General features: G+C 68.9%; 11 protein-coding genes. 5 read left to right on the plus strand and 6 right to left on the minus strand.

Features of this window, described 5'->3' with window-relative positions; all coding sequences use genetic code 11:
• The first annotated feature begins 67 nt into the window (after positions 1 to 67).
• Genes IU449_RS19170 through IU449_RS19180 form a run of 3 tightly spaced genes read left to right on the plus strand, consistent with a single transcriptional unit; the run spans position 68 to position 2,178 of the window.
• The gene (locus IU449_RS19170; RefSeq protein WP_195003749.1) at positions 68 to 691 is read left to right on the plus strand and encodes an AIM24 family protein; all 624 of its coding nucleotides are present in this window, start codon (positions 68 to 70) and stop codon (positions 689 to 691) included.
• Between the two features lie 10 nt (positions 692 to 701).
• Positions 702 to 1,397: an AIM24 family protein gene (locus tag IU449_RS19175; RefSeq protein ID WP_195003486.1), complete on the plus strand. Its 696-nt coding sequence runs from the start codon at positions 702 to 704 to the stop codon at positions 1,395 to 1,397.
• 19 nt (positions 1,398 to 1,416) lie between these two features.
• Positions 1,417 to 2,178 (plus strand): AIM24 family protein, encoded by a 762-nt coding sequence (locus IU449_RS19180; protein WP_195003487.1) that lies wholly within the window; start codon positions 1,417 to 1,419, stop codon positions 2,176 to 2,178.
• Positions 2,179 to 2,234: 56 nt separating this feature from the next.
• On the opposite strand, the gene IU449_RS19185 is transcribed toward IU449_RS19180, so the two are convergent.
• From IU449_RS19185 to IU449_RS19200, 4 genes are all read right to left on the minus strand, one after another.
• Positions 2,235 to 3,032, minus strand: a complete 798-nt coding sequence (locus tag IU449_RS19185; protein ID WP_195003750.1) for an HAD family hydrolase — start codon at positions 3,030 to 3,032, stop codon at positions 2,235 to 2,237.
• Positions 3,033 to 3,097: 65 nt separating this feature from the next.
• Complete coding sequence (locus tag IU449_RS19190; RefSeq protein ID WP_195003488.1) at positions 3,098 to 5,854, minus strand: phosphoribosyltransferase; 2,757 nt, start codon at positions 5,852 to 5,854, stop codon at positions 3,098 to 3,100.
• Positions 5,851 to 7,062, minus strand: a complete 1,212-nt coding sequence (locus IU449_RS19195) for an HpcH/HpaI aldolase/citrate lyase family protein (protein WP_195003489.1) — start codon at positions 7,060 to 7,062, stop codon at positions 5,851 to 5,853. Before IU449_RS19195 ends, IU449_RS19190 begins: the two co-directional genes overlap by 4 nt.
• Before the next feature lie 60 nt (positions 7,063 to 7,122).
• Positions 7,123 to 8,337, minus strand: coding sequence for a hypothetical protein (locus tag IU449_RS19200; protein WP_324188324.1), 1,215 nt, complete (start codon positions 8,335 to 8,337; stop codon positions 7,123 to 7,125).
• A 144-nt stretch (positions 8,338 to 8,481) separates the two neighbouring features.
• Between IU449_RS19200 and IU449_RS19205 the strand changes: the two genes are divergently transcribed.
• Together IU449_RS19205 and IU449_RS19210 are read left to right on the plus strand one after the other, a co-directional pair.
• Positions 8,482 to 9,057, plus strand: coding sequence for a TerD family protein (locus IU449_RS19205; RefSeq protein WP_195003490.1), 576 nt, complete (start codon positions 8,482 to 8,484; stop codon positions 9,055 to 9,057).
• Between the two features lie 181 nt (positions 9,058 to 9,238).
• Positions 9,239 to 10,360, plus strand: a complete 1,122-nt coding sequence (locus tag IU449_RS19210; protein ID WP_195003752.1) for a DUF475 domain-containing protein — start codon at positions 9,239 to 9,241, stop codon at positions 10,358 to 10,360.
• 90 nt (positions 10,361 to 10,450) lie between these two features.
• Here IU449_RS19210 and IU449_RS29520 read toward each other — a convergent pair whose 3' ends face one another.
• Both IU449_RS29520 and IU449_RS19220 read right to left on the minus strand, forming a co-directional pair.
• Positions 10,451 to 11,413 (minus strand): DUF389 domain-containing protein, encoded by a 963-nt coding sequence (locus tag IU449_RS29520; RefSeq protein ID WP_195003491.1) that lies wholly within the window; start codon positions 11,411 to 11,413, stop codon positions 10,451 to 10,453.
• A gap of 59 nt (positions 11,414 to 11,472) precedes the next feature.
• Positions 11,473 to 12,867 carry a glycosyltransferase 87 family protein gene (locus IU449_RS19220; RefSeq protein ID WP_195003492.1) on the minus strand — a complete coding sequence of 465 codons (1,395 nt, stop codon included), beginning with the start codon at positions 12,865 to 12,867 and terminating at the stop codon, positions 11,473 to 11,475.
• Positions 12,868 to 12,925: the final 58 nt, after the last annotated feature.

The raw sequence follows: 12,925 nt of genomic DNA on the forward strand, positions 1-12,925 counted from the left end.
GCACATGGACGGGGCGCGGGTGGTCGCGCCCCGTATTCGACAGACCGGACAGCAGGCAACCACCCTCATGGCGCAACTTTTCGAGCACTCGAAGAAGGTGATCGAGGCCCACCTCGCGGGGACGAGCGTCCGCGCGATCTCGGGGTCGATGATCGCCTACGAAGGCAATGTCGCATTCAAATCGGCGGGTTTCGGCGGCGGTGACGGCGTGCTCGCGGGCCTCAAGCAGCGCGCCACCGGCGAGAAGCTGTCGTTGATGGAGTGCACCGGCAACGGCCGGGTGTTCTTCGCCGTCAACGGTCAGAACGTCACCGTGGTGAACCTCAACGGCGAGACACTGCAGGTGGAGTCGCAGCAGTTGCTCGCCTTCGCCGGAAACCTGCGTACCGACGTGCGATTCGCCGGGGTGAGCGGAGCCAGTTCCGGCGCGGGCCTGTTCACCACCACCGTCACCGGACAGGGCCAGGTCGCGCTGCTCTCGGCGGGCGGGCCGCTGATCCACCTCGAGGTCTCCCCGCAGTACCCGCTGGTGGTCGACAAGGACGCGTTCGTCGCCGCGCAGGGCAACCTCAGCAGTTCCTTTGTCACCGACATGTCCTGGCGCACCTTCGCCGGCTCCGACGGCGGCGAAGCGTTCTCACTGCGCTGGGATGGTCAAGGCGTCGTTTTGATCCAGCCGGCGGAACGGTAGGGAAGCGCCGATGTTCGAACAGGTCAACAGCAAAGTCGTGAAGGTCGATGTGGGCGTGGCGGGCGGTGTGGTCGCCCGCGCGGGCGCGATGCTGTTCTACACCGGCGACGTCGCGTTCGCCCCACACCAGATCCCGGGCGCCCAGGGGATGGGCGGCGGCGGCCTGATGGGCATGGCGGGCCGGATGATGGCGGGCGAGCACCAACGCACCATGCTCGCCCAGGGCAACGGCCAGGTGCACTACGGCTTCGCCGGACTCGAGGTGCACGTGGTGCACATGCAGCCCGGCGCGGCGCTGCGCGTGGAAGCCTCCCGCCTGCTGGCCAATACCGCGGGGCTGCAGTCCTCCATCGTGTCGGTCGCCAGCTCCGGTGGCGGCGGCGGGGGCGGGGGTCTCATGGGCGCGCTGCGCGGCGCGGCGGGCGGCGCGCTCACCGGGCAGGGCATGTTCACCACCCAGTTGTCCGGGCACGGCTCGGCGGTACTGCTCGCGCACGGCGGTTTCCTGGAACTGCAGGTGGGCGGCCCGAATCCGGTGGTGGTGGACCCGCAGGCCTTCGTGGCCGCCTACGGCAATGTGAACACCGAACTCAAAGCCGCCCTGAGCTGGCGCGACGCCGTGGGTCGCGGGTCCGGCGAGGCGATGCAGCTGCAGTGCACCGGACAAGGCGTGGTCTACGTGCAGGCCTCCGAGGAGAAATTGTGAGCAGAGAAGTAGTGAGCCCATGGCCCAGATCCTGAACCCGATGAATCTCGGTGAGAGCGACAACATCCCGGGAAACAGCTACGCCTACTGCATCGACCTGAACAAGCCGTGGTTCATGCGCAAGGGCGCCATGATCGCCTATTACGGGCAGATGTCGTTCAAGGCGCTCAGCCACGGTCTCGAGGGCCACCTCATGCACTTGGTGTCGCGCAAGTTCTCCGCGCCGCTGTTCACCAACGACTACGTCGTCGCCGAGGGCCACGGCAAGCTCGTCATCGGCGACCGCGGCTACGACATCAACTCCTACGACCTCGAGGACGGCAACCTCACCATCCGCGCGGCGAACCTACTCGCCTTCGATCCCGGTCTGTCGCTGAACCAGTCCATCGTGCCCGGATTCCTCACCCTGATCGGCACCGGCAAGTTCCTGGCCTCCTCCAACGGGCCGGTCATGTTCGCCGAGCCGCCGCTGCGGGTCGATCCGGAATCGCTTGTCGGCTGGGCCGACTGCCCCTCGCCGAGCCACCATTACGACGAGGGTTGGATCAACAGTTTCCTCGCGGCGGGGGCGGCGCGCTTCGGCGTGAACTCCGGTGAGGAGCGTCAGTTCGACTTCACCGGCGCGGGCACAGTGCTCATCCAGTCCAGCGAGAAGGTCATGAGCGATTCGATGCTGGTGCGCTCCATCGAGGGACAGTTGCAGAGCGGTGTCACCGTCGGCGGCCTGCAACGCCTGCAAGCGACCATCGCCGCACAGCTGGGTCAGCAGCAGGGCTACTGACGCGGCGGCGCCCGTCCCGCCGGGGCGAGACGGGCCCGGTGTGCCGGTCGGCCGCGCTAGGCCACCGCTCGATCGGCCGTCCGCGACTCGGCGATCAGCCAGTCGACGATCTCCTCGCCCGCGAGGATGCCACTGGCGCGGGTGACGGTCAGGTTCGGGCTGGTCCAGTTCAGCTGTTCCAGTTCCCCGTGCCTGGGCCGGATGGCCTTGTCGGCGGCCCGCAGCATCTCCGCGTCCAGCGCGCCGTCACCGGCGGCGAGCGTGCTCGAATCCTCGGTGAGCTCCTTCGATTCGATCAGGCGGCGGCGCACCTCGGCGACCGCGACGCTCTTGCACACCGCGTTCGGCATCGTGTAGATCTTGCGCCCCTGCTGGGAGGCGGACCAGCCGCGCTCCTGGCACCACTGATCCCATTGCGCCAGAAATCCTTCCGGCACGGCCTCGAGCCGGACCACCAGATAGCAGAACAGGTCGTCGGCGACGCGGAACTTGCTCACCCAGCTGTCGTCGATGCGCCCACGGAGTTCGGTGCTCACCTCCGCCAGCGTGGTCCCGCCCGCGCGGACCTTCGCGTCGACGCCGGTGCGCCACCGGGTGTCCGGGACACCGTCGACGAGGATATTGCCGCCGTTGCTGGTCACGGCATAGCGCCAGGGCGCGCCCGGCAGCTGGATCCGGGTGAACTGCTCGATGGTGCGGGTGGTGGTCGGCACGACCGCCGCCGGTTCGGTGAGATCGCGTATTCCCTGCGCCGCGGCCGTGGTCATGAACGACAGCGGCGCGCCTTCGAAATGCTCGACACACACCGTCGGCACCTCGGCGGTGGTGCTGAAAGCATTGCGCGAGTAGATCATCGTGCGATCGAGGTCGGTGGCGACCAGCGCCTCCGACCGGGGTCTTCGATCCGATATCACAGCGGTTACCGCACTTCCTTGATCAATCCCATGCAGGAATAGGCCAGCTCGGGAACTTCCACGACCGGGACCTGACGGGCCGCGGCCAGTAATCGGATATGGGCGTGCTCGGGCGCGTCGAGGTCGCGGACCAGCACCCGCCACGGCACCCGCCGCAACAGCACCCGGGTGGTCTCCCCCACGCCCGGCTTGACGAAGTTGACGCTGCTGATGCCGTATTCGGCGCGCACCGCCTCCACCGAGGCCCAGCCGGACCAGGTCGGAGTCCGGTCACTGTCCCGCACCGCGGCCAGCGCCTCCGGCACCCGGGCCGCCACGGTCTCGAACGCCGCCTCGACGCTGTCGAGCAGCCGCACCGACACGTCCTGATCGGCCAGGTGCCGATAGAACTTCGCACCGTGGAAATCGCCCGGCCCGATCAGGGTGTCGTTGAGGACCGTGCGCGAGACCAGTCCGGACACCGTCGAATTGAGGCAGGCCGAGGCGATCAGGAAATCGTCGCGGGTGCCGTAGGTGCGCACGCAACTGCCCGGATCGGCCAAGACCGCCAGGTCGGCGTCGAAACGCGCCCCGCCCGCCACGTGGTGGGCGTCGAGCGCCTCGCCGAGTTCCTTGGCGATCGCGCCCTTACCGGTCCAGCCGTCGACGAAGACCACCGACGCCGGATCGTGGTGAGCGGCGAGGTAGTCCAGGGCCACCGCGTCGATCCCGCGATCGCGGACGATGGACACCGCGTAGTGCGGCACGTCGAGCGCGGGCGCACCCGAGTGCCCCCGATAGGCCAGCCACCGCTTCATCAACACACCGACCGGCGTGCCCGCCCTGGCCAGCGACACCAGCGTCACGTCCGGACCGCGCTCGGCGACCACCAGTTCGGCCACCGTCGCCACCGCCAGCGCCAGCCGTTCGGCACTGTCGGCCAGCACCGTCTCGAACAACTCGCGATACTGCGCGTCGGGCTGGTACTCGATCGGCAGCGACTCCGCGTAATGCGCCTCGCCCGCCTGGATGCGCTGCTCCCGTTCGGCGACATCGGCCTCGAGATCCACGTCGGAGAGATCCTTCAACAGCCACGAGACCTCATGCGCCGCGTACGATCCGAACTCCGGTCCGTACAGGGGCCGGGGAAGGTCGCGGCGGGCCTTCACCTGCACTGCCTTCATCCGCACTGCCTTCACCTGCACTGCCGCCGCCGACGGGTCTGCCCGTACCTCTGTCGATGCTGCCACCGGTGCCGCCTGCCCCGTAGCCTCGGCGATCGTCTCCGCCACCGCATGCGACGCACGCGGCGCCACCGATATCTCTGCCTCGTCGGTCGCAGCCCCGGCCGCACGCGACGCACGCAGCGCCACCGGGTCCGCACCCGGCACGACCGCAACCAGAACATCGGCACCCGACGCGGTGAGCACATCGACCACGCCGCCCGCGGCGATCAGCTCCGGCGTATCGGCCGGGCCGTCGACGACCAGCACCAGCACCGGCGCGGCACCGAGCTCCGGTTCCGCACCGAACAAGGCGGACAACTCGGCGTCGTAATCGGTGAGCCATTGCGCGTTGTAGAGGTAGCGCGGCACCTCGTCGACCGGCTCCGGCGCGTGGAAGCGGAAACCGCGACGCAGCGGGTAGCCGGGTTCGTCGAGCACGTAGGCGGGGGAGCGGGTGGTCGTCTGGAATCGACTGGCGATCCCGGCCGCCGCCAGCGAATCCGCCAGGCGCAGCGGCAGATACATCAGTTCCTCGTGGCCGAGCACGATCACCGGCCGCCCTGGTGCGACCTCGGCCAGGCGAGCCCGCAGCACCGTGTCCGCCGCTGCGAGCGCCGCTTCGAACGCCTGGGTGTCGGTGTCGAGAATGCCGTGCCGTCCGCCCTCGGGAACGTCGGCGGGCCAGGGCAATTCCACCCGATGCGAGGCACCCGGCCGGGGGGCGACCGGATTGAGTTCCGGCTCCGGGAGCGCCCGGACGGCCTCGATCAGGTTCTCGGGCAGCACCGTCGCGCCCTGGGCCAGACAGACGGTGTCGATGCGCGCCCCGAGATCGGCGGCCACCTTCTCGAACCGCTCGCGGTCGGCCTCGGTGCGCATGTCCACCAGCGAGGCCAGGATGTAGTGCGCGCGGGGCGCGAACTCGTGCAGGGCGCGCACCGCGTCCAGGGCGGTCGCGCCGGTGGAGATCTCGTCGTCGACCAGCACCAACGGCAGGTCCCCGGCGAAGACTTCGGCCGGCTCGGGTTGCAGCAGATGCGAGGTGGCGTGCGAATGGCCTTCCTCGAAGCCGGTGAGGGTGCGCGCGGTCGGCACGTCGCGGCGGGTCGAGTGCAGGTAGCAGCGCGCGCCGATCCGGGCGGCCACGATGTGGCCCAGGCCCGTGGCGGTCTCGGCGAAACCGAGCACCACCGCGGCCGAACCCGACGTCGGTGACGAGGTGTATCCACTGCTCGCGGCGCGCACCAGCACCTCGCGCACCCGGTCGCCGAGCCGGTCGCCCGCGGCGAGCACCACCCGGGGATCGGTCGGCAGATGCTTGCCGAGCACGGTGGAGACCAGCAGGTGCGCGCGGCGCGGATTGCGCCGCAGACCCGGCGTGACCAGCGCGCCGATCGGCGGCCGGAGCCACCCGCTCGCCGTGCCGCCGCCCTCCGTTGGGCCTGCGGCTGCCGTCGTCCCGGTCGCCACCTCGTCGGTGCCGACTCCCGCCGCACCGCCGCACGCTGCTTCTCGCAGCTCCAGTCCCAGCGTTCGCGTGGCCCAGGGCGCGCTCATCCCGCCACCGCGGCCGTCAGCAGATCCACGAAGGACACTCCCTTGTTCGCCACCCCGAACACCCGCGCGCGCAGCATGGTCTGGTGCGCCCAGCTGCGATGCGGGCGCATCTCGTTCATCTTGTTCCGGTAGCCCGAGGCCGCCACCCCGCCGACGTCGGCGTGCAGGATGTCGAGCGCGTCGGAGTACTCCTCGTGGGACACCACCGACAGCGCGTGCACCGCCGCCACGTGCGAGGGATGGATGACCGTCTTGCCCTGGATACCGTTGGCCCGGTCCAGGGTGATCTCCCGCAACAGCCCGTCCAGGTCCCGGCTCACCAGGTACTGCCGGAACGGCACCGCGTCGGACTCCTCGAACGGCGCCGTCCGCAGCAGCGGCCGGAACATCCGCTCATGGTCGGCGAAGTACTCCCACACCGGGCCGGTGATGACGAACCCGGTGCCGTCGGCGCGTCCCAGGTAGTTCACGATGTCGGCGATCACGTCGGCGACCACCCGCACGTCGTAGATGGTCAGGTCGCGGTCGCGGCGGATGCCGAAGGTCGAGCACATGTCGGTCGCGCCGATGCGCACCGCCAGTATCCGTTCCCGGTGCTCGGCGAGCATCGCCGCGATATGGGTCAGCTCGGTGTCCCTGGTCTGGCGATGCACCAGAGCGGGCGACTCGAGAACCGGCATACCGAAGACTGTGCGGCCGAGCCGGTCACCGGCGAAGGCTAGCGCGTCGAGGTACTTCTGCCCGGAGACGCTGTCGAACTTGGGGAACACGAAGCCGGCCAGCGCCGCCACGCCGGGGCCGAGCTGGTCGGCCAGTTCGCCGATGGTGTCGGCATCGCGCACCCGCACGAACAACAGCGGGGCGCAATCCCGGTCGCCCGCCAGCTCGTCCAGCGCCGCGACGGCTTGTCTCTTGGCGAACTCGACCTCGTGGTCGGCGACCGCGTCCTCCAGGTCGATCACCATCGAACACACGCCGCGTTCGCCGCGTCTGCGGATGGTGTCGGCCAGATCGGCTCTGGTCGCCGGTACGTACAAGGTGGCCCCGAGGGCGACAGCCAGCAGTTCGCGATCGAGCAGGTCACCGAAGGGTTCGGGCTGGCGATGGAACAGTGTTCTGGCGACGGGGCCTTGCAGCTGCCGGAAGTGGCGCAGCGGCAGTCGCTTCCGCAGGGAGACTTCCTGCCGGAGGGCGACGGAAGCGGTCATCGAAGCTCCATTCTGATGGGCTCAAAGATCTAGGGGATGAAAGAATCGTGGGCTCGTGAGTTATCGGGGTCGTCCTGCTTGTCTTCTCATTCGCTCGACCACACCGGCGATGAATTCGGTGACGGCATCCAGTTCCGTCACATACGCCCAGTAGTCGGGGTGGCGTCCCGACAGTGTCGCGCTGATCCGATCGATGCGTTCGGCCTGCGCGTCCAGCACAGAGCCCCATTCGCTCACGAGGTCCCGGCTGACCGCGAGCATCTGTGCGTCTCGCAGCCGGAATCGTACGTCCTTAACCTTTTCTGCGGGGTCGTCCCGCACGGATCGCAGCATGGCCAGCCGGGCTGTCACGCTGTCGATCAGCTGTTCGGCCTCACCGAGGCCACCCCGCGCGGTGGAGGTCAGTTCAAGGGCGGTCTCCGGGTCGTTCTCGCGCAATGCCGCACGGGCCCGGGCAAGGGCGTCGGCGGCGGCATCGATCGCTCGCTGGCTCTCCCGCTCATTGTTGGCCAAATCCGCCGAACTCGCAGCATGGAACTCCCGCAGCAGCGCCGAGTACGCGGGCGCGAGCCCTCGCGCGCGCGTACGAACGGCGTCGAGTCTGGTGGTCACCGATGCCACCGCGTTGGTCGCGGCCGTCTGCCGAAAGGGAGCCTGTGCCAAAGCTTCTGACAGCTCCTTGACCTGCGCCTGCACCCTGTTCGCGGCCTCCCTGACCCGGCCTGCCTCGGCACCGGAATCCAGGGCTTCCAGTGTGAGCATCGCCTCATCGAGTGCGCCGGATCGCTGCCGCACCGAGGGGTATCCGGCGAACTCCGAGGCCGCGGCCTGCGCGCGGACCCGGGCGGCATCGGCCTTCACCTGCTCGGCCAGCCGGGGCACCATCCGCACGAGATCCACCGCCTCCTCCAGCGCGGCCTGCCGCGGCCGGTAGAAGGCGTCGATCCCGGCGGACGCGTCGGCGAGCTGGGCGAGCACCGAATCGGTTCGGGCCTGCCCCATCGGTAGCCAGGTGTTGTCCCGCTCGGCCGCCTCCAGCTCCTGCGACCAGCTCAGATAGGTGTCGGCGGCGGCGTAGCAACGGGCCCGCACGGGTTCCCAGGCCCGAGCGTGATCCTGGCGGGGGAAGATCTGCTGCGCGGCATGCACCGCGGCCTCGGCCGCGCTCTGCCTGCGGTCCATGTCCAGGAACGCCTGGGCCAGCCTGGCGCGGGCCTGCTGCATCCACTCGTTGTCTCCGGAGGAGCGAAACCATCCCCGCATGCGCCCAGCCACGCCCCGATGGTAGGAGATCGGGCTGTTCACCGGGGTCGACCTCAGTTCCTACGCAAGTCCGGCGAAACCTACTACTGTCGTATGTCGTACCCGGCGATCCGGACAGGCTGGGACCACAGACGAACTAAGGAAAGGGATTCCCGCATGGGTGTCAGTTTGTCCAAGGGCGGCAACGTTTCGCTGACCAAGGCGGCGCCGAACCTGACCGCCGTTGCCGTCGGCCTCGGGTGGGACGTTCGGACCACTACCGGCACCGACTTCGATCTCGACGCCAGCGCGATCGCCACCGGCGCGGACAAGAAGGTCGTCTCCGATCAGCACTTCGTGTTCTTCAACAACCTGAAGTCGCCCGAAGGCAGCATCGAGCACGCGGGCGACAACCGCACCGGTGAGGGCGAAGGCGACGACGAGGTCATCAACGTCGACCTGGCGGGCACCCCGCCGACCATCGAGAGCATCTTCTTCCCGGTCTCGATCTACGACGCCGCCACCCGCCAGCAGTCCTTCGGCCAGGTGCGCAACGCCTACATCCGCGTCGTCGACCGCAGCAACGGCGAGGAGCTGGCCCGCTACGACCTCACCGAGGACGCCTCCACCGAGACCGCCATGGTCTTCGGCGAGCTCTACCGCAACGGCGCCGAGTGGAAGTTCCGCGCCATCGGTCAGGGCTACGCCTCCGGCCTGGAGGGCATCGCCCGCGACTACGGCGTGAACGTCTGACGGATCGTCGTCCGTGGAAGGGGGCTCGCGCACCGAGCCCCCTTCGTCTGTCGTCACCGCCTGCCCTGTGACCGCCTCTTCGTCGGCAGAGGCGGTCACAAACGTTGGACATCCCCGCGATGACCGGCCACGCTGGAACTCGATGTAGCCGATTCACCGTCCATCCATGAAAGGTCCCCGCGTGGTCCTGCGCATTTTCGGCCTGTCCGGCCTCGTCACAGTGGCGTCGCTGGTCGTGGCGTTCCTCTATGGCGGCCCCACCGCGCTGTTCTTGTGCGCGATCCTGGGCATCCTCGAAGTCTCCCTCTCCTTCGACAACGCTGTCATCAACGCCACCGTCCTGCAGCGGATGAGCGAGTTCTGGCAGAAGATCTTCCTCACCGTCGGCGTGCTGATCGCCGTGTTCGGCATGCGCCTGGTGTTCCCCCTCGCGATCGTGTGGGTGACGGCGGGCCTGAACCCGGTCGAAGCGTTCGACCTGGCGCTGAACCCGCCGCCGAACGACGCGCCCACGTTCGCGGACGGCAGCCCCAGCTACGAAACCCTGCTGACCGAGGCGCATCCCTCGATCGCGGCCTTCGGCGGCATGTTCCTGGCGCTGCTGTTCCTGAACTTCATCTTCGAAGAGCGCGAGATCACCTGGCTGAGCTGGCTGGAGCGCCCGCTGGCCCGCGCGGGCAAGCTGGACATGCTCTCGGTCGTGGTGGCCGGTGTCAGCCTGGTGCTGGCCGCGGAGTTCCTCGCCGAAGAGGACGTCCGCGCCACGGTGCTGCTGTCCGGTCTGCTCGGCATGATCGTCTACATCGCCGTCGACGGCCTGGGCTCGATGTTCCACACCGAGGAGTTCGACGAGGAGCACAGCGGCCCGTCGGATCTGGCCAAGGCCACCGGTAAGGCCGGCTTCTTCCTGTTCCTGTACCTGGAAGTGCTCGACGCCTCGTTCTCCTTCGACGGCGTCATCGGCGCGTTCGCCATCACCTCCGACCCGATCATCATCGCGCTCGGCCTGGGCCTGATCGGCGCGATGTTCGTCCGGTCCATCACGGTGTACCTGGTGCGCAAGGGCACGCTCTCGGAGTACGTCTACCTCGAGCACGGCGCCCACTGGGCCATCGGCGCGCTGGCGACCATCCTGATCGTTTCGATCGGCGTGCACATCAACGAGATCATCACCGGTCTGGTCGGTGTCGCCTTCATCGGCGCGGCGTTCACCAGCAGCGTTCTGCGCAACCGGCGTGAGGCCGCTGACGGCGACGGAGCGGGCGAACCCGAGGAAGAGAAGTCCGTGGCGCCGGTCTCCTGACCTTCCCACCGACACGCGGCAGCGATCACTCCGGATCGGAGGGGTCGCTGCCGCTGTCTTTCCGGTCGCCGACTCCAGCGGACCCGGTCCTCAGACCATCCGGTAAGGCAGGTGCAGCGCCTTCGCCCGTCGCACCGACACCCGCGACCACACCGCCCGCTGCAACGCCAACGTCGCCCAACCCGCCAGCGCCATCCCGGTCAGATTCACCGCCAGCTGCACCATGCTTCCCCACACCGCCGAGCCGGCCCCGAATGCCGCACCGAGGGCGATATTGCCCGCGGCGGGCACCGTGGTCACCGAGATGAAGACCCCCACCATGGCGCCGGATCGCGCCGAGGTCAGCGCCAGCGCCCCGGCCGCCGCCGCGATCACCGCGACCACCAGCGACCACCGATCGGGGCTGTAGACGAACTCGGTGTTCGGGTGCGGGCCCGTCACATCGGCGACCGTGATCCAGCCGACCGCCCTGGCCAGCAGCACCAGCAGGAGGGTCGTGGCGATCGCGGCCACGAAGCCGTACACCAGCGTGCGCAAGGCCAGCCGGAACAGGACGTACCGCTTGCGCACCAGCGCGACGCCGAGCGCGGCGATCGCACCGAACTCCGGGCCGAGCACCATCGCCCCGATCACCAAGATCTGCGAATCGAGCACGATCGCGATCGCCGCGATGATCGTCGCCAGCGTCATGAAACTCAGGTAGGCCCAGTTCAGCTCGGACTCCTCATAGGAGCGCTGCGCGACCTCCGCCCACACCACCGTGTCGGCGCTGCTGCCCGGGGTGCGCACCTCGGCCTCGAAACCGCTGCGCGACAACCAGGTTCGCACCTGATCGATCTCGATACTGCCTTCCTGGTGTACCCCCAGCCCGCGCAACCGGTCGATGATGTCGTTGCCCGCCTCCCGCGCCACCTCGGCGAAGATGAGGTCACCCGGCGGTTTCAGAGAAGCGCCCCGGACCAGCGCCAATCCGCTCACCGCCGGATCTTCGGTCATCGTCGCCAGTACGCCCTCGGTCAACGCGGTGGGGGAAAGCACCCTCAACTGCAGCATTCACCCAGTGTCGCCGGTCATCGTGGCGTTCGCCGCGCGAAACCCGCGCGCCGCCACGATCACGCGGTGTGGATCTGGTCGGTCCGCGATCGCGCCCGTCGACCCACCACGCGCGGGCAGGTGTAGGCGAACAGGAAGAACAGCCACACCAGCAGCGACGCCCGGCCCCACACCCCGAACTCGACCACCATCTCCGCCGATTCGCTCGGCTCGCCCGAGCCCAGCAGGTAGAAGTACCGGAACACCCCGACACCGATCGCCATGTCGGCGAACAGGTAGGCGACCACCACCTGCCACGGCACCGCGAGCAGCACGAAGAACGGGATCAACCAGAGCGTGTACTGCGGCGAGTGCACCTTGTGGAAGACCAGGAATCCGCACAGCATCGCCGCGCTCACCGCCACCCACGGATAGACCTCGCCCGCCGCGTACCGCTGCCAGCCGATATAGGCGGCGGCCAGGAACGCGGCCGCGATCAGCACCGGTGAGGCCAGCCCGACCCCGTCGTGCCAGCTCGGCTCCATCTCGGCGAAGCGCCCGACCACCAGGTGATGACTCCAGTACCAGATGGAATTCGTGGTGATATCCGTCTGACGCTGCTGCTGGAAGGTGAACGACGCCCGCCAGCCCTCGTACCCCGCGATGGCGAACGGCAGGTTCACCAGCACCACCGTCGCGATCGCCGCGCCGGCGGTGAGCAGCGCGCCTCGCACGTCGTAACCGCGCATGTCCGGTCGTGTGCCGTCCGGCGCGCGATGGCCGCGTCCGATTCCTCTGGTGAGCACCAGCAGCACCAGCGGCAGGACGAAGATGCCGGGATAGATCTTCAGGCAGAATCCCAGCCCGAGCAGCACCGCCGCGATGATCCCCCTGGTGCGCAGGGAGTACCGGGTCAGCGCGGTCACCACGTACACCGCTGCCACCGCGGTGCACACCACCGGCAGCTCCCAGTTGTGGAAGGCGTAGAGCACCAGCGGCGGCCCGGCCGCCCACAACAGCGCCCACCGGCCCGCCAGCCGGGCCAGCAGCCACGCGGTCAGCAGTGCGAACGGAGCCAGCAGCAGCGCCGAGTGCAGCAGGAACGCCGCGTCGTCGTGCGCGCCGATCGCGCCGAGCCACATCAGGAGTCCGCTGAGCACCGGGTATTCGACAGTTCCGCCGGTCAGCCAGCCGTCGGCGGTGATGGCGCCGTGGATGTAGGGGAAGACGTGGTTGTCGATATCCCGGCCCAGCCACAGGTACTGGATGTCGGAGTAGCAGACCCGCGCGTCCTTGGCGATGTCGAAGGCCACGCTGCGGCCGTCCTCGTAGAACGGCGGTCCGGCACAGCGGGCCTTGTTCAGATATGCCAGCGTCAAGGTGGCGCCGCACAGCAGCAGCACCACCGCCGTCACGGCGCTCCGGCGGGGCACAGGGCCTGCGGGCAACGCGCTGGGGGCGGTTCCGGTCGCCATGATCACCACCCTAGGCGCCGGTCGGCCGGTCGGTAGGCGGCGGCTGTCCGGCTCGACG

Origin of the sequence: Nocardia higoensis (assembly GCF_015477835.1) — a bacterium.
Taxonomy (GTDB): Bacteria; Actinomycetota; Actinomycetes; order Mycobacteriales; family Mycobacteriaceae; genus Nocardia; species Nocardia higoensis_A.